Source organism: Culturomica sp., from assembly GCF_003524185.1.
In the GTDB taxonomy this organism is placed as follows: Bacteria; Bacteroidota; Bacteroidia; order Bacteroidales; family Marinifilaceae; genus Culturomica; species Culturomica massiliensis.
The window spans coordinates 70,435-91,803 of sequence record NZ_DOED01000006.1; the positions used below are offsets into that span (position 1 = coordinate 70,435).

The following is a 21,369-nucleotide window of genomic DNA, read 5'->3' on the forward strand; positions in this document are numbered from 1 at the left end:
ATGAAAACGAAAACACGACACCAAGCAATGGAAAAGCAAACGGCCGGAACCGAGCAATTTTCGGGATCTAAAGCTGTTATCGAAACTCTTTTACGGGAAGGAGTCGAAACCATTTTCGGTTATCCGGGAGGGACGATTATGCCCGTTTACGATGCTCTGTATGATTACCGCAACCGCATCAACCACATTTTGGTCCGCCACGAGCAAGGAGCCGTTCACGCAGCCCAGGGATATGCCCGAAGTAGCGGTAAGACAGGCGTTTGCATTGTAACCTCCGGACCGGGAGCGACCAATACCGTCACCGGTCTTGCCGATGCGCTGATGGATTCCACTCCGGTCGTAATCATCAGCGGACAGGTAGGCTCATCCTTACTCGGTACCGATGCATTCCAGGAAACCAACTTTATCGGAATCACACAGGCCATCACCAAATGGAATTGTCAGGTCAAACGGGCCGCCGACATCCCTGCTGCCATATCCAGGGCTTTTTACATCGCCCGTAGCGGAAGACCCGGCCCGGTTGTCGTCGATATCACGAAAGATGCACAACAGGAAATTACGACCTACCGGTATCATCCGACAAAGCATATCCGAAGCTATATGCCCTGTCCTGCTCCGGATAAAAACCGGATAGCCGAAGCTGCACGTCTGATCAATTTAGCCCGAAAACCGATGGCACTCCTCGGACAAGGAATAATCCTGGGACACGCAGAACGGGAATTACAGGCTTTCCTGGAAAAAAGCGGTATACCGGCTGCATCGACCTTACTGGGGTTGTCAGCCTTGCCCAACGAACATCCGCAATATGTCGGCATGCTCGGTATGCACGGCAACTACGCCCCCAATATCAAAAATAAAGAATGTGACTTACTGATTGCCATCGGAATGCGTTTCGACGACCGGGTTACCGGAGATCCCAACCGATTTGGTATCAACGCTAAAATCATACACCTGGAAATCGATCCGGCCGAAATCAATAAAATCATTTATGCCGACGTACCCGTCCTCGGGAATGTTAAAGAAACCCTGCCTTTACTGACAGACAGGATAGCTCCCAAGGATCATTCAGCCTGGCTGGAAGAATTTCGAGCCTGCTATAACATCGAGTATCAGGAGATAATTGAAAAAGAACTATTTCCGGAAACACCTCATCTTCGTATGGGGGAAGTGGTCCATAAAATTTCGCATGCAACCGGAGGTAATGCTATTCTGGTAACCGATGTGGGACAACAACAAATGGTGGCTTCGCGCTACTTCCGTTTCAAACGCAGCCGCAGCATCATCACTTCCGGAGGATTGGGAACGATGGGCTTCGGTTTACCGGCAGCCATAGGAGCCAAAATCGGAGCTCCGGAACGCGATGTATGTCTTTTTGTCGGAGACGGCGGTTTTCAAATGAATTTACAGGAACTGGCAACGATTTTCCAATCCCGGATTCCGGTTAAGATTATTCTGATGAACAACCGCTTTTTAGGTATGGTCCGGCAATGGCAAGAACTGTTTTTCGATAAAAGGTATTCATTCACTGAAATGACCAATCCGGACTTCGGACTGATTGCGCAAGCCAACGGCATCGCCTATACCTGTGTCGAAGAGCGCACACAACTGGACCATGCTATCGACCGGATGTTGCAATGCAAAGATGCTTTTTTGCTGGAAGTAAAGGTCGAAAAAGAAGAAAATGTATTCCCAATGGTACCTGCCGGAGCATCCGTATCCGAAATCAGGCTCGAATAAACCCCAAACACTGAAGTTATGACTAAAGAATACATCATCACCATATTTTCAGAAAATAAAGTCGGCTTACTCAACCAGATTACAACGGTATTTACTTACCGGGACATCAATATCGAAAGCCTGACCACTTCGGAATCTTCGATCACGGGCATTCATAAGTATACCCTCGTCGCAAATACCGATCCCGAAAAGGTTGAAAAACTGGCAAAACAAATCGAGAAGAAAATCGATGTGCTGAAAGTCTTTGTTTTCACTCCGGATGAAGTTGTCCAGCAGGAAATCGCCTTGTATAAAGTTGCCCGGAACAAAAACATCGAAAATCTGGTCCGGGAGCATCACGTAAGAATACTGGAAATCGACGAAACTTATATCATTCTGGAAAAAACGGGTCATAAAGAGGAAACACAAACCCTTTTCGAATTACTAAAACCTTACGGGGTATACCAATTCGTACGTTCGGGTCTGGTTGCCGTCATTAAGTCCAGGAAAGAATTAATGACTGAATTCCTGCAACAGAAACAGGAAGAGGATTTGTAAATTGTAAAATTTTAGATTTTAGATTTTAGATTGAAATTGTTTAACAAAGGGGGCCGTCGCCGGATTCATTTAATCTAAATCGTAAATCTACAATTAAAACCTGAATTTTAAATTATACCCACAATCTTCCCCTACAAAAAGAGGAAGCATAAATCAAAAATAAAGGTTATCACCTAAACTTGAATACATCGGTTAATTATGACGGCATACCTTAAAAATCAACACACTAAATATTAAAACATATCTAAACCATTAAATTTACTATCATGGCAAAAATTAATTTCGGAGGAGTTGAAGAAAACGTAGTTACACGGGAAGAATTCCCGCTTTCTAAAGCATTGGAAACATTAAAGAACGAAACGATCGCCGTTATCGGATACGGCGTACAAGGTCCGGGACAATCTCTCAATCTGAAAGACAACGGATTCAATGTTATCGTAGGTCAACGTAAAAACAGCAAATCCTGGGACAAAGCCGTTGCCGACGGCTGGGTAGCGGGAGAAACATTATTTGAAATAGAAGAAGCGGCTGAAAAAGGCACCATCATTCAATATCTGCTTTCAGATGCCGGTCAGATCTGTGCCTGGCCGGCCATCAAAAAACATTTGACAAAAGGGAAAGCACTCTATTTTTCCCACGGCTTCGGTATTACTTATCAGGAACGCACCGGTATCATACCTCCTAAAGATGTGGATGTTATCCTGATTGCACCGAAAGGATCGGGAACCAGTCTAAGAAGGATGTTTCTGCAAGGCCGGGGACTCAATTCCAGCTATGCCATTTTTCAGGACGCAACGGGAAAAGCCAAAGAACGGGTCATCGCTTTGGGTATCGGCGTCGGATCGGGCTATCTGTTCGAAACGACTTTCCAGAAAGAAGTTTATTCCGACCTGACCGGAGAACGGGGTACATTGATGGGTGCGATACAGGGTATATTCGCCGCTCAATACGATACACTCCGCGCACACGGACATACTCCGTCCGAAGCCTTCAATGAAACCGTGGAGGAACTGACCCAAAGCCTGATGCCGCTGGTAGCGGAGAACGGGATGGACTGGATGTATGCCAACTGTTCGACAACAGCCCAGCGGGGCGCTCTCGATTGGTGGAAAAAATTCCGGGATGCGGCCAAACCCGTATTCGAAGAACTCTATGGTCAGGTAGCCTGTGGAAATGAAGCCCAGCGTTCTATCGACTCGAATAGCCAACCCGACTACCGGGAAAAACTCGAAACCGAACTAAAAACAATGCGCAATTCCGAAATGTGGCAAACCGGAGCTGTTGTCCGCAAATTAAGACCGGAAAATAACTGACAATAGATTGCAGACTGTAGAATTTACGATTCTGTTACAACTTGATTTTCTTTTTCCACGCCCCTAAATTGATTAAAGGGACGTGGATACTCAATCTGTAACCTGAAAGATACAACCTGACATAAGCAGATTACCTGCCCTTTAACCTCTAATTGAATTCATTATGAGTGAAAAAGTATATATATTCGACACGACTTTACGGGATGCCGAACAAGTACCCGGTTGCCAATTAAACACCATTGAGAAAATCGAAGTGGCACGTCAATTGGAAAAACTCGGGGTCGATATCATCGAAGCCGGCTTTCCTGTTTCGAGTCCCGGTGATTTTAACTCTGTCGTGGAAATCTCCAAGGCGGTCACAAACCCGACCATCTGTGCTCTCACCCGTGCTATAAAAAAAGATATCGAAGTGGCAGCCGAAGCATTGCAATATGCCAAAAAAGGACGTATCCATACCGGCATTGGCACTTCTATATACCACATCCATGAAAAACTGAATTCCACACCGGAAGAAATCATCCGCCGTGCCGTCGATGCCGTTAAATACGCCCGGCAATTCGTAGACGATGTGGAATTTTACGCAGAAGATGCAGGACGAACGGAAGCGGAATATCTGGCCCGTGTTGTCGAAGCCGTGATCCAAGCCGGCGCTACGGTGGTCAATATCCCGGATACGACCGGTTATTGTCTTCCCAATGAATACGGAGCAAAAATCAATTATCTGATGAACCATGTTCCCAACATTGACAAAGCCATCATTTCCACACATTGCCACAACGACCTGGGAATGGCAACAGCCAACACGATCGCAGCGATCCAAAACGGCGCCCGGCAAGCCGAAGTAACGATCAACGGTTTAGGGGAACGAGCAGGTAACACCGCCCTGGAAGAAATCGTTATGGCTATCGCCTGCCACAAAAACCTGGATTACGAACTGGGAATCCATACCCGCGAAATCATCGCCACCAGCCAGCTCGTCTCGAGCCTGATGCGCGTTCCGGTACAACCCAACAAAGCCATCGTCGGCCGGAATGCATTCGCCCATTCATCGGGTATACATCAGGACGGCGTACTGAAAAGCCGGGAAACTTATGAAATTATCGCTCCTGAAGATGTGGGCGTCGATCAATCCAGTATCATTCTGACAGCTCGCAGCGGCCGTGCAGCCCTCAAACATCATCTGAAAGAAATCGGTTACACCCCGGAAGGAGAAGAACTGGATGCCCTCTACCAAAAATTTCTGGAATTGGCAGACAAGAAAAAAGACATCACCACCCGTGACCTGGAAATATTGGTCGGCAGCGAAAAATCCCGCCGGAACCGGGCATTAAAATTGGAAGCCTTACAAGTGGTCTGCGGCTCGACAACCATTCCGACCGCCACAGTACAAGTCAGTTTCGGCGGCGATGTTTTCACAGAGACAGCCAGTGGCAACGGTCCGGTAGACGCTGCCTTCAATGCCGTGAAAAGTATAACCAAACGCCGTGTCCATGTAGAAGAATATCTGGTACAAGCAATCACACGCGGTAGCGACGACTTGGGAAAAGTACATGTACAAATCTCCCACAAAGGGAAAATGTATCATGGGTTCGCTGCCAATACAGATATTGTTTCGGCTTCAGTAGAATCATTTTTAGATGCCATAGCAAAAATATCATGAAAACATTATTCGACAAAATCTGGGATGCACACACAGTCAGTGTTCTTCCCGGCGGTTCCTGCGCTCTGTACATCGACCGGCAATACATTCACGAAGTCACCAGTCCTCAAGCCTTCGACGGCCTGCGGCAAAGGGGCATCGGAGTTTTCCGCCCGGCCCGGATCACAGCAAGTCCGGACCACAATATTCCAACAAAAAACCAGCATTTACCGGCAAGCGACCTGCTCTCCAGGGAACAATTGGCTACCCTGGAAAGAAATTGTGCAGAATACGGTATTTCCATCTTCAAAGTAGGTAGTCCGCACAATGGCATCGTCCACGTCGTAGGACCGGAAACCGGCTTAACCCAACCGGGAATGACCATTGTATGCGGAGACAGCCATACCTCCACACACGGTGCCCTGGGATGTGTTGCTTTCGGAATCGGCACAAGCGAAGTCGAAATGGTGCTGGCTTCCCAATGCGTACTGCAATCCAAGCCCAAAACCATGCGCATCAATATAGAAGGCAAATTACCTCCGGGTGTATGTTCGAAAGACATCATCCTGTATATTATTTCAAAACTCGGTACAGGAGGCGGTACCGGACATTTTATCGAATTTGCCGGATCAACGATCCGTTCTCTTTCGATGGAAGCCCGTATGACGATCTGCAATATGAGCATCGAAATGGGTGCCCGTGGCGGAATGATCGCTCCGGATGAAACCACTTTCGCCTATCTGAAAGGCCGGCAATATGCACCGCAAGGAGCTGAATGGAATATAGCATTGGAAAGATGGAGGCAATTATACAGCGAGCCCGATGCTGTTTTTGACAAAGAAGTAACTTTCCGGGCAACGGACATCCGCCCGATGATTACTTACGGAACAAATCCCGGCATGGGAACAGCTATCTCGGAGAGCATTCCCCGGCTAGAAGAAATCCCCACAGACTCCCGGCCTTCTTTCCTGAAATCACTCGGATACATGGGGTTTCGTCCGGGTGAAGCCCTGATGGGGAAAAAAATCGACTATGTATTTGTCGGTAGCTGTACAAACGGACGTATCGAAGACCTGAGGGCTTTTGCCGGATATGTAAAAGGAAAAAAGAAAGCGCCTCAGGTGACCGTGTGGATTGTCCCGGGTAGCAAGCAAGTCGAGAAACAAGCTATCGAAGAAGGATTACGGGACATTCTCGAAAAAGCCGGCTTCGAATTACGCCAACCCGGATGTTCTGCCTGCCTGGCCATGAATGACGATAAAATCCCGGAAGGCAAATATTGCGTAGCCACATCCAATCGTAACTTCGAAGGCAGACAAGGACCGGGAGCGCGTACTCTGCTGGCAGGCCCCCTGGTTGCAGCAGCAGCGGCCATCCACGGTAAATTAACGCATCCCTTATACGATCCGGAACGGTAACCATTTGCCGGAATCCGGAAAATACAAACAAGTCAGAATAAAGATATGCAAGATAAATTCACGACATTAACAGCCACAGCGGTACCTATAAACATTGAAAATATCGATACCGACCAAATTATTCCGGCCCGTTTTTTAAAAGCAACGGATAAAACAGGGTTTGGCTCCAGACTTTTTTACGACTGGAGATCGGAACCGAACGGACAGCTAAAAAAAGATTTCGTACTGAACCAAAACAGCTACAAAGGAGAAATACTGATCGCCGGAAAAAACTTCGGTTGCGGTTCAAGCCGGGAACATGCCGCCTGGGCCATTCGGGGAGCCGGCTTCAGAGCCGTCGTCTCCAGCTATTTTGCGGACATCTTTCGTAACAACGCACTGAACAACGCCTTATTACCGGTGCAGGTATCCGAAAAATTTCTGAAAACATTATTCTCTGCCTTAATTCACGAGCCCCGGCTATATATCACGATCGACCTTCCCGGGCAGACTATCCGGTTTGCTGCAGAAGAGGAAAAATTCGACATCGATCCTTACAAAAAAGAATGTCTGATCAAAGGTTTTGACGATATCGATTATCTGTTGAGTCTGAAAGAAAAAATCAACGCTTTTGAAGAACAACAATTTAAAAATTAATTGTAAATTACAGGCTGCTCCAGGTCCGTTGATTTATTTCATGCTTTTGTAATCTTCATTACCAAAGATTGCAAAATCATTCGAATCATTCATCATTTCCCGGAGTATTTAAAATAGCATGTATAATATTAAAAATCCATGAATTTTAAAATAGCAATTCTTCCCGGAGACGGTATCGGCCCGGAAATTATCGGGCAGGCAGTAAAAGCGATCGATGCCGTTTGCCATAAATACGGACACACCGTAAATTACACTTACGGTATTGTCGGAGCAGCAGCCATCGATGCCTGTAACGACCCCTATCCCGAAGCTACCCACCGCATCTGTATGGACGCGGATGCCGTACTGTTCGGAGCCATCGGCGATCCCCGTTTCGACAATAATCCCCAAGCCAGGATAAGACCGGAACAAGGGCTTTTAAAAATGAGACAAGCTTTGGGCTTGTATGCCAATATCCGGCCTGTTTCTATATTTCCGACATTACGCTACCGTTCTCCGTTACGACAGGAATTGATCGACGGCGTAGATTTCGTTTGTATCCGGGAACTGACCGGCGGTATTTATTTCGGACGTCCGCAAGGAAGGTCCGAAGACGGACAGACCGCTTTCGACAGTTGCGTATATACAAAGGCCGAAATCAGGCGTATTTGTGATCTCGCTTTCAACTACGCCCGTAACCGCCGGAAAAAACTGACGGTGGTAGACAAGGCCAATGTCCTGGCCACATCCCGCCTTTGGCGGGAAACCGTACAGGAAATAGCACCGGCCTGGCCGGATATCGAAGTCGAATATATGTTTGTGGACAACGCTGCCATGAAACTAATTCAGCAGCCCAAACACTTCGATGTCATTGTCACCGAAAACATGTTCGGAGATATTCTGACCGACGAAGCCAGTGTCATAAGCGGCTCCCTCGGCCTGCTCCCTTCGGCATCTGTCGGGCTGCACACTTCGCTGTTTGAACCCATTCACGGTTCTTATCCGCAGGCTGCCGGAAAAAATATTGCGAATCCCGTTGCCACAATATTATCGGCGGCGATGATGTTCGAATATGCTTTACGGCTCCCGGAAGAAGGAAATAAAATACGGCAGGCCGTTGCAAACACATTACAGCAGGAAATCGTAACCGAAGATATATCCGGAAACGGTAAAGCATACGGAACAGAAGAAGTCGGCGATGCCATCGCCCGGCTCATTTTAACCGACAATTAAAAACAACAATTTCATATCCGATTAACAACAATATATCATGAGCGAAACTTATTTCCCGGATTTAAAAGACATTATGACGGCTGCACACACGCTGAACGAAATCCTCGTGCCGACCCCCTTGATGAAAAACCGCAATCTTTCGGAACGCTACGGAGCAAATATCCTGTTGAAAAGAGAAGATTTGCAGATGGTTCGATCCTACAAAATCCGGGGTGCCTATAACAAGATCAAATCTTTGACCTCCGACGAAAGAACACACGGGATCGTGTGTGCCAGTGCCGGTAATCACGCCCAGAGCGTTGCTTACTCCTGCAACAAATTGAAAATTGCAGGAAAAATCTTTATGCCGGTTACTACCCCGAAGCAAAAGGTCAATCAAGTTAAAATGTTCGGGGGAAAATTCGTTGAGATCATATTGACAGGCGATACATTCGATCATGCCCATTCGGCAGCTATGGAAGAATGTGAAAAAAACCAATCGGTATTCATCCATCCTTTCAATGATTTACGCATCATCGAGGGGCAGGCAACTGTCGGACTGGAAATCTTGCAGGAGGTAAAAGACCTTATCGACTACCTCTTTATCCCGGTAGGAGGAGGAGGCTTGCTCGCCGGCGTCGGCAGCTTCTTCAAACAATTGAGCCCGAAAACCAAAATTATCGGCGTAGAACCTGCCGGAGCTGCCGGTATGAAAAAATCCCTCGAAAACGGGAAAGTCACGGAGCTTTTAGAAATTGACAATTTTGTAGACGGGGCAGCCGTTCAACAGGTAGGGGAACTGACCTTCGATATTTGCCGCCGGGTGGCAGACGATGTCATCACTGTTCCCGAAGGAAAAATATGCTCGACTATACTTCAGCTTTACAATTTCGACGCTATTGTAGTCGAACCGGCAGGAGCCTTGAGTATGAGTGCTCTCGATGATTATAAAGACAAAATCAAAGGGAAGAATGTCGTATGTATCGTCAGCGGCAGTAACAACGACATCACCCGTATGGAAGAGATCAAAGAAAGGTCTTTGCTATACGAAGGACTAAAACATTACTTCATCGTCCGTTTTCCACAACGTGCGGGAGCCCTGCAAAATTTCGTCAGCAATGTCCTCGGTCCGCACGACGACATTACCTATTTCGAATACCGTAAAAAAACACAACGGGAAAAAGGACCGGCAGTCATCGGCATTGAGCTTCAGCATCCGGAAGATTTCAAAGGTCTTCTTACCCGTATGGAGGAACAAGGCATCAAATACATATACCTCAACGACAATCCCAATTTATTCGAATTTTTAGTGTAAAGCACGCCTTTCCGCCATCCGTATCCTCAGATACTATTTTATACATCGACGTAACAGCCTCTTTCCGGTTTATCTACGAATCCGGAGAGGCTGTTTACCGGAATCAGACCATCGTCCGGCATCGTTTCAACATCCCATGTTCCGGCTTGTATTCCGACAATCTCCTACTCCCCGACAAAAAAACAACGAACTAAACGAAATGACAAAAGATTCGAACGTTTTGTAAATAAGCGTTTATAAAACAGGTATTATTTTTATCCCCGGGAAAATGCAATTGCTGTAAATCAAGAGCCTTACTCAATCCAGCCAAAGCCTCCTCTAACGGGAGGATTTGAAAAGCAATAACGGTAAACGCAAAAATATGAAACAACAATTACGGGGATTTTGGCCGATTTTCGCCTGTTATACGGCATCACTCATCACGGCATGTCGTACCGGCCCGGAAGATATCGGTCGTTTGCCGTCCGGCAAACACCCTATAACGTTCACCGCTTCGGTGGAGAGTTTAACTGTAACGCGGGGTACGACAGACAATAACTGGGAAAATATTAACGGTCACTTTGCGGTACAATCCGAAGAAACGGTAAAACAATATATCGTCACATCACCGGAAGGTAAACTGAACAGCAATGATCCCTTATATTGGAACAGTCCGACGATGGATATCACGGCCTGGTATCCGTATTCTCCTGATCTTCCCGGAAGTTTTACCATACAAAGCAACCAGACCTCAAACAGCGGTTACCAAAACAGCGATTTCCTTTATGCTTCAAAAACACTGACATTCGACAAATCGACCCCGCCTCACCTCGGCTTCCGCCACCTGCCTGTCAAAGTCGTAGCGAACCTGAAAAGCGGAGACGGCATTACGGCAGAACAAATCCGGAATGCTACCGTCAGTTTCGTCAATGTAGCACTGACCTCCGGGGCCATAGCTCCGGACGGTTCCGTCGCTCTGACACCAAACGGGAATGCGGTTGTTCTGCCGCAAACGGTCGCGGCCACAGAAGGATATCAGAAATCTGTCCGGGCATTGCTTGTCCCGGGACGAATACAGGATAAGCAGTTTATCCGAATAACGGTAGAGGGCAAGAATTACTTTTATACGCCGAAAAACGAAACCGAAGCCGATTTCGTATCCGGAAACCTATATACCTATTTTATTACCGTAAAGAAGTCCGGCCTAACGGTCACCGTAGAAAACAACGGTTCTCAATGGACAGAAAACCCGGGTTGGGACCAACCGGCAACGAACGCGGTGTTTCAAGTCTCCATCCCTTCTGTCAGCGGCCTGGAATTACACATAGATAATGCGACCCTAAAAGAGGGGAATCACTATGAAATCGCCGGCAATTCGTTTTCCATCACCTATGATGCACCGGCAGGAGGAGAAATGAAAGGATTTATCAGCCGCGGCATCTGCAAAACGGAACGGACAATTGCCCGGGACGGTAGCAGCTACACATTTACCTTCACCGACATCCGTTCGGATTTACAATTGACCTACGACGCCTACGTCGAAACAGGCAATTATTACAACAGGGACGGAACCTGGTCTATCGCTTACAATGCAGAAAAGTGTATCGGCATCGTATTCAAAACAGGTGCGGACAGTACGGATCATCCCCGAAATTACGACGGTAAACTGTCCGGCAACCGGATTCTCGGTTACGTCGTAGCACTGGCCGATGCTGCCACCAATGCCTGTACCTGGGGAAAACTAGATACAGATACGGAACTCGAAAATGCAGAGTCCCGGTATAACACAGCCTATAACGGTTACCGGAATACGGAACACATTATCGGTACATACAGGGGAGGAAAAGATTGGAATAAATATGCGGCTTTCAAAACCATCTTCGATTACCGCTCAAAAACAACAGCCCCGGCAAACACCAGTGACTGGTATCTGCCCTCTCTCAAGCAATTATCCGACATTTACAATCTGTATCAAAACGAAACAGGCAATATACTTTATGACAAATTGAACGCCATCTCCCCGGCAAACCTTTTCAGAGATCCGCCTGTTTTCGGGTGGGAGACCGAACCCGGCGGCTATTGGTCGAGCACGGAGTATTCCGGATGGTCTGCCTGGTACATACGCCTAACGAATGGAACACCTGCTTTTTACGCAAAAGCAATAAATCCGGAACAACCGAATTTTCGTCGTCTCTGTTATGTCCGCGCGATATTAACATTCTAAACCCAAAAGGAAAATGATAAAGTATCTATTCAGACAATTCTCAACGGCTATCGGTATCGTCATTTTGATTACAGCCTGCGACACCGATAAAAATCATTATACCGGGGAGGAAAATATTCCTCTTTCCATATCCGTCAGTCCGGCTAATTTCGTTTCTCCCTCCGGAGCCGTCACCCGCAGCACAGACAACGGCAATCAAACGACTTTCGACAAAGACGACCGTATCGGAATTATCGTCATCAGCCAAACCGGAAATATCCTGGCCGATAACCTTCCTTATCGATATGACGGTACCGCCTGGACTTTCGACCGCATACTGGGAGAAAACGAAGGCAAAAGCCCTTATTATTATGACAATACGGTAGGGAGTGTTTCCTATCTGGTCTATTTCCCTTATCGTCCGGAAGCAAACGGTTTGTCTACGGCCACTGCCCTCAAATTGCAATTTCCGCCGTTACCGGATCAGCGTGACGAAGCAGCTTACCGCAATTCCGATCTGATGTTGTGGGAGTCGGGCTCCGGCATTCCACAAAAATCCCTGAACATCCGGTTGGAACATGCCTATTCACTCATATCACTCTCCCCTTCGGTACAACTCCGTATGCCGGACGGAACGGTAACGAAAAATGCCATATCAGTCGGTAACGTCAGCCTCACCATTGCAGGAGAAACCCGGTACGCCCGGCCGGTAACAGACGGCAGTTGGCGCTATATCGTCCAAGCGGGCACAAAAATCGTCCCCCGTTGGTTATACACTTACAGAAATGCTGTCTATCAAGGAACCTTACCTGCTATTACTCCGGTTGCCAATACCCGGTATACACTGAGATCGGCCGTCGACATACCCGATTACGGCTGGGATAAAGCAAAGGCAGGTGATTTCTATTGTACCGATGCCGAAAACAAGACATTCCTGCTTCCGGCAGAATCCCTTTCATTCCCGGCTTCAGCTACCGTTGTCGGTATCGTATTTTACGTCGGGGAACAGGCTTCTGTCGATGATCTATTGTTAAAAAAAGCACATCCCACTTGTACACACGGCCTGGTCGTTTCTTTGGGTATGGATTTCGATGATTGGCTTTACAGCAGCCTCCCTGTAGACATTAATACAACCTGGATCAATGCCGAAGGAAATCCCTATAAAGGGGAAGTCAATTTAGCAGAGGATAAAAAAATGTGCGGCTATTCCAACACTCTCGCTTTACACGATTACAACGAAGGGCTATACGGTTCTACAGCAACCGGCGACGACTGGAGGCTCAAAGTAAGACCCTGTCTGAGAGTCCGGGAGTACGAAACGCTACATCCGTCCCCTGCCGGCAGCAGCGGTTGGTATGTTCCTTCCTGCAAAGAGCTGGAATTTATATATGCCGAAAAAGATTTACTCAATGTACAACTCTCTAAAATAACCGGTCTCCAAACACTGGAGGGTCAGCATTGGTCGATCACGGAAGACGGATTCCTCTATGCATACATAATAGATTTCACCAACGGCAGCAAAGGAGTTATTGCAAAATATATGCCTCCCGGCAGAAATATACGCTACATTTTGGCTGTTTGACGAACCGTTGGGGCGAATCGAAATCAATACAAACAAATTCAACTCATCATAATAATGCCATCCTTACCGGACTTTCAGTACCTGCAAGGATTAAAACAAGAATAACATGAAAAGAAAACAAGTACTTACAGCAGTTGTCACCTCCTTATTTATAACAACAGCTTGTACCCTTGAAAAAGAGATACAAGAGGAGATTAATGCCCCCGTAGCGCTGCAACTGAGCAGTCGTATCAAAGCTTCTACGCGCAGCAATACCCAGTCGACATCGATTACCGAAGGACAGACCGTATATGCCTGGGCAGATAAAACGACAGGCGATCCGCACATCAAAGCCTGGACCCTGAGAGCTAAAGGAGACAATACCTTTACCGGAAGTGCCCGGTACTTTCCGCAAAGCGGTGAAGCTTTAAATATCTATGCACTCCACGGTCATTTCGGAACAGACATGAGGGAAGACATCACGGACTTTCCTGCATCGGGCCTGATACATACGGTTTCAGCCGACCAAACGACAACGGTCGAATATGCCAAGTCCGACCTGTTGTATGCCGCCGAAAAAAGTGTCGCCCGGACAGGAGCTTCCGGTGGTACCAAAAGACTGGTCTTAAATTTCTATCACCTTCTTTCCAAAGTAGAAATAGCGTTGAAAGCCGGTACAGGCCTGACGAGAAATGACCTGAACGGTGCTACCGTTACCCTCATGAATACAAAATTGAAAGCCGACTTCAGACCGGAACAAGATAACGAAATAAGCGACGGGACAACACGCGCAGCAATGGTAAGACCGGCAGCCACAGAAAACACCCCCGAACCCATTTTAATCCCCGCAAAGGTCATTCCGGGAGATGATTTCTCCGGTGCCGATTATGCCGAAGCCGTCATCGTTCCGCAAACGATCGGAGACGCCGGGGAAATCCCGTTCATCAAAGTAAACCTTGCATCCGGCAGGGAGTTGTATTATAAAATAAATAACAAAACATTCGAAAGCGGTAAAAAATACATCTTCAACATCACCGTCAACCTGCCCGGACTGGAAGTGACTTCCGGCATCGAAGACTGGGCTGACGGCGGCACCACTTCAGGCGATGCCGAGGCAGACGAAAATGAAATCGTCGTCAGAGAAGACGGAACTTGGCGTATCGTTTTAGACAGCGAACGCGAAAAAACATACAATATCGTATTTCTGGGCGACGGCTTTATCGAAGAAGACAACGTTGTAGGCGGAGCCTTTGACAAAGAGGTGGAAAAATCCCTGGATTTTATATTTTCCAAACAGCCTCTTAAAACATACAAAGATTATTTTAAAGTATATCAGGTTTATGCCCACTCGAACGAGCGCGGAGCCGATAAAAACCATTGGGAGGATATCGTAGACACTAAATTCGATGCCACTTTCGGCTGGAACGGAATTGACCGCCTGTTGGTAATAAGGGGTAATTCGGCAGCGGTTGACTATGCCGACAAAGCAACCTACAACCATCACATGATTTTTGTTTTGGTGAACGATCCGATGCATGGCGGATCCGGAGGAAGTATCATCACCTCCTCCGTCAATGAAAACTCACCGGCAATTGTCCTGCACGAAATGGGACATAAATTCGGGCTGGCTGACGAATATATCGATCCGCAAGCAGCCATCGGAAGAGACCGCAAGGAAGCTGCCCGCTATCCCAACCTGGATATCACAGGTGATCCGACAAAAGTAAAATGGAAACATTTCATCAACCGCCCGGGGTATCCCATGGAATATGTCTATGAAGGAGGATACTATTTCCCCGACGGCGTATGGCGTCCGTCACATACCAGTATCATGCGCGTATCGGATGCCAGCCAGACGTTCAATGCGATCTCCAGGGAAGCCATTATACGTAATATCTTCCAAAGAATCGGAGAAACATTCGATATGGATGAATTTTACAGGCGCGACGATCCGGCAGAGCCCCATCCGACTCCGGCAGCCATAAGTAATAATCCAATCCCGATGCCACCTCCCCTCGAATTATATTATGAATCGTTGTACAAAAAGCCGTTCAGACCACATGACGCAAACCCAATATAGAAAGTAATTCCTCAACAGGTTTTGTCAATTCGTAAACACCCCCTGCCAATCGGATTTGAATAATAATCCTGCGGTTAAAGCATAATTTTACAACTGAAGAAAGAGCCCGTTTGTCTTTTTTCAGTTAATTTTGCATGCTATAAAACGATAAAGATGAAAATCAGCAAAACCAATGCAGCACGGTTACTCGATAAAGCCGGAATTACCTATGAACTGATTCCTTACGAAGTCGATGAAAATGATCTGGCAGCAACGCATGTAGCGACACAATTAGGTGAGAATATTCATTGTGTATTCAAAACACTGGTATTGCACGGAGACAAAACCGGTTATTTCGTCTGTGTCATTCCCGGAGACCTTGAAGTCGACCTGAAACTGGCCGCCAAAGCTTCCGGTAATAAAAAAGCCGACCTTATCCCCATGAAAGATTTACTTCCCGTTACCGGCTATATCCGGGGCGGTTGCTCGCCGATCGGCATGAAGAAACTTTTTCCGACATTTATTCACCCTACCTGTAATGATTTCTCCTTTATATATATCAGTGCCGGCATCCGGGGACTTCAAATCAAAATCAATCCCCGAAATCTAATCGGATTTATTCAGGCAAAAGTAACTGAACTCTCGATACCTACATATTAATCATTGTTCCTCTAAAATTGTAGATTTTAGATTGACGATTTTAGATTACACCCATCTCTGCAAAAAAAGAAATTGCAGATTTTAGATTGTAAATTGATCCGTGAAGTGATTTGTTGTCAGATTAATTTAAAATCGTCGATCTAAAATTTAAAACTAAGATTCCATTACAGATTTTACATTTTTTCCATTTTTTTATTCCTGTTGGCAAAAAAGTATAAAAATCTGCCAATTTATACAAATTGTTTTTCATTCTCGTCCTCTATTTTTGTTATAGTCACCTACTTCTGATTACTAACCTAAACTTTCGAGTATGAAAACAATTCGATTATTTACAGGACTATTGTTCATCGTATCGGCAATTTGTATCAGCTGCCAGGACGATGAAACACTCCCCCTGTTGGAACCCAAAGTCAGTCAATTGGATTTTAAAGCTGAAGGAGAAGAAATCTATTTTCAATTCGATTGCAATCTTCACTGGAAACTGGAATGCGACGCAGACTGGCTTCATTTGTCAGCCAAAAGAGGTACAGGTAAAGGTATCGTTGCCGCCACATGCGAGAAGAATCAACTGACAGTCCCGCGCTCGACCGAAATCAAAATTTTTGCCGAAGATAAAACAGAAACGATCAAAGTAACCCAGGCTTCGGCAAATTCTGTGCTTCATTTTAAAACAACGACAACAACCGTAAAAGCCGAAGGAGAAATCATCGACATCCCTTTCGAAAGTAATGTCGCCTTTACCCTCGATACTAAAGTTTCCTGGATAGAAAGAATGGTTTCAGCGGATATTCCCGACACATTGATCCGGCTTCGTGTTTTTCCCAACTACACTCTTTCTGACAGGCAAGAATTTGTTGTCGCTTCAGAAACAGACGGGATTCTAAAAGATTCTATAAAATTGCAGCAAACTTTCTGTATCAATTCTTCTGCTACGGACAGTCTGGCATTGACAGCACTTTACACTTCGACCGGAGGAAATCAATGGATACATTCCTGGGATATAAATCAACCTTTCAACACCTGGTATGGAATAACGACCGCTGTCATCGACGGTCAAATCCGGGTAACCGCTATCGGACTGTGGGAAAATAACCTGACAGGCAATCTACCGGAAGAATTGAGTTATCTTTCCGAATTGACGTCCTTCCATGTCGGAGATAACCACCTCGACGGTCCTGTTCCACTCTGCTTCACCCAGCTAAAACGTTTGGAATTGCTCGCCCTTCAAGGAAATAACCTCGAAGGAAACCTTCCCGCAGGTTTAGGTAATCTGCCCGTATTGAGCGCCCTGTATCTGGACAACAACCGTTTGACGGGAGAAATACCGGAAGATATTCTCGGCAACAGCCATTGGAGCGACTGGAAAACCAGCAACTTCTGTCAACAACAGGAGGGGTACGGATTCACAAATTGTGATCAGGGTGTTTCCATAGAAACGGTAGAGAAGAATATTCTGATCGCTTTTTATGAATCTACGAACGGGAATTCCTGGAATCAAAAATGGGATCTCGATGCCCCGGTTTCCGAATGGTACGGTGTCACGACAGAAACAATCGACGGGCATTTGCGGGTAACCGAACTAAGGTTATGGGAAAACAACCTGAGCGGGGAATTTCCTTCAGAACTCGGTGATCTTTCCGAATGCCGCATGATACATGTCGGCGGAAACCAAATATCCGGAGAACTTCCGGGCAGCCTGGGGAAAATGCAAAAACTGGAAATGCTGGCTATACAAAACAATCTCTTTAGCGGAAGCATCCCGGCAGAAATCGGCGGATTATCAAATCTGGTCAATTTCTACATCGACAACAACCAATTCTCGGGAATTATTCCGGATGAAATACTGAACAATCCGAATTGGGGGGCTTGGCGAGACAGCGGATTTTGTAATCAAAAAGCCGGATTCGGATTTTCCAACTGTCCTTAAACGGCAGCCCCCGGTATCCGATCCGAACACCCTATAAATAGAAGATCACATTTATCAACTACAAACCAAATTTCATGAAAAAATTAATCATACTTCTAGGATGTCTTTATCCATTCTTTCTCTTCGGACAAGGGAAAATATTCAATGGAGAAGTTGTATCCGATCAGGACAATCAACCCTTAGTCGGGGTAACCGTTCTGGAGAAAGGGACCTATAATGCCGTCATCACAGACGTAAACGGAAATTTCAATATCAAAACACAAGGAACGTCTCCTATCCTCGTCTTCAGTTTTGTCGGTATGATTACACAAGAGCATCCGGCAAAAACGGATATGAAAATCCGTTTGAAAGAAGACGTATTGCAACTGGAAGAAGTCATGGTAACGGCCTACGGAACATCGAAAAAGGCTTCTTTTACCGGATCGGCCTCTGTTATTGATAACAAAAAAATCGAAAAGTTACAGGTATCCAACATTTCCCAACTCCTGCAAGGAGCAGGATCGGGCGTACAGGTTATCGACAGCGACGGACAGCCGGGAAGCGACGCAACCATAAGGATACGGGGTATCAGTTCAATCAACGGGGTCAGCTCACCTTTATATGTTGTCGACGGAACTCCCTACGGAGGATACGTCAACGCCATCAACCCCAACGACATCGAAACCATCACCATTTTAAAGGATGCGTCTGCCACTGCCTTATACGGTTCACGTGCTGCCAGCGGCGTGGTACTGATTACAACCAAAAAAGGAAAAACGGAAAAACCGCAATTCAATTTCCGTTCCAGCTTCGGTTTTTCTCAATTGGCAGTAGACTTGCCGGAGGTTCTTTCTCCGCGGCAATACCACGAAATGGCCTGGGAAGCCATCCGCAACGGATATCTGGACAACGGCAACGGTGTCAGTTCCTACGCTGCGGCTTCATACGCCACAGAAAATCTGACCAACTATTTACGTATAAATGCCTATGACAACAACACACCTGTCGGTATTGACGGTAAACTTGTTCCGGGAAGTCAATACCTGTGGAAAGGTAACAGTTGGAAAGACGCCCTGTTTAAAAACCGCCTCCGCATGGAGATGAACGCAGATGTCAGCGGCTCTACCAAGACAACCGATTATTTTATCTCTCTGGGATATTTAGACGATAAAGGCTCTCTGACAGTATCCGAATTCAAGCGTTATTCAGGACGTGTAAATGTCAATACAAAAATCAGGGAATGGTTTGAAGTGGGTTTAAACACCTCCCTTGCACATTCCTTATATAACTCTCCGGATCAAAGCCGGGTCATCCGATTCGTCCGCGAAGTACCGGATATCTATCCGATTTATGAATGGGACAAGGAAAAACAAACATACAGAACAGATGAAAACGGCAACAGGATACTCGATTTCGGTTCCTACCGACCGACAACAGCCTGGCCCAATACCAACCCTTTGGGAGAAGCCCAATACGATCAAAGGTATTCCGAACTCGACAACGTCACCGCACGTCTTCAGGCTGGTATAAACCTTCCGTACAACATACAATTCAAAACAACCTTAGGTGTCGATTATTCCATCGGCAGCGGTTATGATTACTACAATAACCTGTACGGCTGGTCCGCCCAGACAGAAGGCAAATCTTCCAGAAGCAGAAACCGGTTTTTCGTCTACACATTCAACACGCTTTTGACTTGGGACAAACAATTCAACCAGCATCACATCAACATACTGGCCGGCCACGAAGCCTATTCCAGCCGTTCGAATTTCCTTTCAGGAGAAAAAGAACGCTTCCCCATGGGCGGCATTTATGAACTGAATGCAGCAGCTACGCTATTGAACGCTTCTTCTTCCGAAGACAACCTGAGACTGGAAAGCTGGCTGAGTAAAATCGAGTACGACTTTATGAACAAATACTATCTCTCCGGTAGTTTCCGCACCGACGGTTCTTCCCGCTTCAGCAAAGACCAAAGATGGGGTAACTTCTGGTCTGTAGGCGCCTCCTGGCGAATCTCGAACGAAGAATTCCTGAAAAATGTTTCCTGGATCAACAACCTCAAATTAAAAGCCAGTTACGGTTCACAGGGAAATGACAATATCGGCTCCCTGTACGGTTATCAGGGCACGTACACTTCCGGCTGGAACGATTACGACCATCCCGGCTACCTGGTCGGTTCACTACCTACTCCCAATCTACGATGGGAAAGCAACTACCAAATTAACATCGGTCTGGACGCCCGCCTCTGGAATCGCATTGATTTCTCATTCGAGTGGTATGACAGAACAACCAAAAATCTGCTCTTTTGGAGAGACCTGCCCCCTTCTACCGGTGTCGGAAGTATCAAAGACAATATCGGAGACGTGAGAAACCGGGGTATAGAATTACAAATCAACTCTGTAAACATCCTTACAAAAGACTTCCGTTGGGAAACCGATTTCAATCTTTCCCATTACCGGAATAAAATTCTCAAACTACCGATGGAAGAAAAGGTAAACGGATTGCACAAATGGAAGGTAGGTAAATCTGTATACGATTTCTTTATGCCCGAATGGGCCGGCGTAGACCCGGACACCGGAGACGGTTACTTCTGGCAGGATGTATACGACCGGGATGCCAACAACCAATACATCACGAATGCAAACGGTGAAAAAGTAGTGGCAGGAAAGGTAAAAGTAACCAATTACAGCGATGCTACCCGCCATTATCAAAAATCAGCCCTTCCGAAAGTTTTCGGTGGATTTACCAATAATTTCTACTACCGGAATTTCGACCTTTCCGTTTTCCTGTATTACAGCATAGGCGGACAAGTCTATGACAGCGACTACGCCTCCATCATGCATACGGGAAGCAATATCGGTTACAACTGGAGCAAAGACCTGCTGAACCGCTGGACCCCCGACAACCGTCATACCAACGTACCACGGGCTACAACCTATTCCAACAATTGGAACAGCACGTCCACCCGCTTCCTGTATGATGCTTCCTATGTACGGGTAAAAAATATCACTTTCGGTTATCGTTTGCCGGCAAAATTGATGGAAAGATTTAACCTGAAATCTTTACGCATATATTTCAAAGGAGACAACCTGTTTACCTGGAGCAAACACAAAGGCATGGACCCGGAAACGGATATTTCCGGTGTCGCCAGCAACCGGCTGACGACCATGAGAAAAATATCTTTCGGACTGGATCTGACTTTTTAACAAACCGGT

Annotated in this window: 14 protein-coding genes; all 14 read left to right on the forward strand. The window is 46.4% G+C overall.

Going from position 1 to position 21,369, the window contains the following annotated elements; genetic code table 11:
- The 14 genes from ilvB (at nucleotide 1) to DD657_RS01855 (ending at nucleotide 21,360) form a co-directional block, all read left to right on the forward strand.
- Nucleotides 1-1,737: a biosynthetic-type acetolactate synthase large subunit gene (ilvB, locus tag DD657_RS01790; protein WP_287048232.1), complete on the forward strand. Its 1,737-nt coding sequence runs from the start codon at nucleotides 1-3 to the stop codon at nucleotides 1,735-1,737.
- A gap of 18 nt (nucleotides 1,738-1,755) precedes the next feature.
- Nucleotides 1,756-2,274, forward strand: coding sequence for an acetolactate synthase small subunit (gene ilvN / locus DD657_RS01795; RefSeq protein WP_287048235.1), 519 nt, complete (start codon nucleotides 1,756-1,758; stop codon nucleotides 2,272-2,274).
- A 266-nt stretch (nucleotides 2,275-2,540) separates the two neighbouring features.
- Nucleotides 2,541-3,587, forward strand: coding sequence for a ketol-acid reductoisomerase (gene ilvC, locus DD657_RS01800; RefSeq protein ID WP_068691139.1), 1,047 nt, complete (start codon nucleotides 2,541-2,543; stop codon nucleotides 3,585-3,587).
- Between the two features lie 163 nt (nucleotides 3,588-3,750).
- A complete protein-coding gene (locus tag DD657_RS01805; RefSeq protein ID WP_287048237.1) occupies nucleotides 3,751-5,247 on the forward strand; it encodes a 2-isopropylmalate synthase in 1,497 nt (498 codons plus the stop codon).
- Nucleotides 5,244-6,644 (forward strand): 3-isopropylmalate dehydratase large subunit, encoded by a 1,401-nt coding sequence (gene leuC, locus DD657_RS01810; protein ID WP_021989357.1) that lies wholly within the window; start codon nucleotides 5,244-5,246, stop codon nucleotides 6,642-6,644. The genes DD657_RS01805 and leuC overlap by 4 nt, the downstream gene beginning before the upstream one ends.
- A 45-nt stretch (nucleotides 6,645-6,689) precedes the next feature.
- Nucleotides 6,690-7,280 (forward strand): 3-isopropylmalate dehydratase small subunit, encoded by a 591-nt coding sequence (gene leuD, locus DD657_RS01815; protein WP_287048239.1) that lies wholly within the window; start codon nucleotides 6,690-6,692, stop codon nucleotides 7,278-7,280.
- Nucleotides 7,281-7,418: 138 nt separating this feature from the next.
- Nucleotides 7,419-8,492: a 3-isopropylmalate dehydrogenase gene (leuB, locus tag DD657_RS01820; protein ID WP_118773994.1), complete on the forward strand. Its 1,074-nt coding sequence runs from the start codon at nucleotides 7,419-7,421 to the stop codon at nucleotides 8,490-8,492.
- Nucleotides 8,493-8,529: 37 nt separating this feature from the next.
- Nucleotides 8,530-9,786 carry a threonine ammonia-lyase gene (gene ilvA, locus DD657_RS01825; protein ID WP_287048242.1) on the forward strand — a complete coding sequence of 419 codons (1,257 nt, stop codon included), beginning with the start codon at nucleotides 8,530-8,532 and terminating at the stop codon, nucleotides 9,784-9,786.
- A 361-nt stretch (nucleotides 9,787-10,147) separates the two neighbouring features.
- Entirely contained in the window at nucleotides 10,148-11,989 is a 1,842-nt protein-coding gene (locus tag DD657_RS01830; protein WP_287048244.1) for a fimbrillin family protein, read from the forward strand.
- Nucleotides 11,990-12,002: 13 nt separating this feature from the next.
- Nucleotides 12,003-13,550: a fimbrillin family protein gene (locus tag DD657_RS01835; RefSeq protein WP_287048246.1), complete on the forward strand. Its 1,548-nt coding sequence runs from the start codon at nucleotides 12,003-12,005 to the stop codon at nucleotides 13,548-13,550.
- 106 nt (nucleotides 13,551-13,656) lie between these two features.
- Entirely contained in the window at nucleotides 13,657-15,609 is a 1,953-nt protein-coding gene (locus DD657_RS01840) for a fimbrillin family protein (protein WP_287048248.1), read from the forward strand.
- A gap of 153 nt (nucleotides 15,610-15,762) precedes the next feature.
- Entirely contained in the window at nucleotides 15,763-16,248 is a 486-nt protein-coding gene (gene ybaK / locus DD657_RS01845; protein WP_287048250.1) for a Cys-tRNA(Pro) deacylase, read from the forward strand.
- 310 nt (nucleotides 16,249-16,558) lie between these two features.
- On the forward strand, nucleotides 16,559-18,175 hold the full coding sequence (locus tag DD657_RS01850; RefSeq protein WP_287048252.1) for a BACON domain-containing protein: 1,617 nt from the start codon (nucleotides 16,559-16,561) through the stop codon (nucleotides 18,173-18,175).
- A 74-nt stretch (nucleotides 18,176-18,249) separates the two neighbouring features.
- Nucleotides 18,250-21,360 (forward strand): SusC/RagA family TonB-linked outer membrane protein, encoded by a 3,111-nt coding sequence (locus DD657_RS01855; protein WP_021989367.1) that lies wholly within the window; start codon nucleotides 18,250-18,252, stop codon nucleotides 21,358-21,360.
- Nucleotides 21,361-21,369 lie beyond the last annotated feature (9 nt).

Coding starts and splice junctions, on each gene's coding strand:
- DD657_RS01835 (WP_287048246.1), top strand. CDS start 12,003: ATGATAAAGTATCTATTCAGACAATTCTCAACGGCTATCGGTATCGTC.
- ilvC (WP_068691139.1), top strand. CDS start 2,541: ATGGCAAAAATTAATTTCGGAGGAGTTGAAGAAAACGTAGTTACACGG.
- leuB (WP_118773994.1), top strand. CDS start 7,419: ATGAATTTTAAAATAGCAATTCTTCCCGGAGACGGTATCGGCCCGGAA.
- ilvB (WP_287048232.1), top strand. CDS start 1: ATGAAAACGAAAACACGACACCAAGCAATGGAAAAGCAAACGGCCGGA.
- DD657_RS01830 (WP_287048244.1), top strand. CDS start 10,148: ATGAAACAACAATTACGGGGATTTTGGCCGATTTTCGCCTGTTATACG.
- DD657_RS01805 (WP_287048237.1), top strand. CDS start 3,751: ATGAGTGAAAAAGTATATATATTCGACACGACTTTACGGGATGCCGAA.
- ilvN (WP_287048235.1), top strand. CDS start 1,756: ATGACTAAAGAATACATCATCACCATATTTTCAGAAAATAAAGTCGGC.
- DD657_RS01840 (WP_287048248.1), top strand. CDS start 13,657: ATGAAAAGAAAACAAGTACTTACAGCAGTTGTCACCTCCTTATTTATA.
- ybaK (WP_287048250.1), top strand. CDS start 15,763: ATGAAAATCAGCAAAACCAATGCAGCACGGTTACTCGATAAAGCCGGA.
- leuC (WP_021989357.1), top strand. CDS start 5,244: ATGAAAACATTATTCGACAAAATCTGGGATGCACACACAGTCAGTGTT.
- DD657_RS01850 (WP_287048252.1), top strand. CDS start 16,559: ATGAAAACAATTCGATTATTTACAGGACTATTGTTCATCGTATCGGCA.
- ilvA (WP_287048242.1), top strand. CDS start 8,530: ATGAGCGAAACTTATTTCCCGGATTTAAAAGACATTATGACGGCTGCA.
- leuD (WP_287048239.1), top strand. CDS start 6,690: ATGCAAGATAAATTCACGACATTAACAGCCACAGCGGTACCTATAAAC.
- DD657_RS01855 (WP_021989367.1), top strand. CDS start 18,250: ATGAAAAAATTAATCATACTTCTAGGATGTCTTTATCCATTCTTTCTC.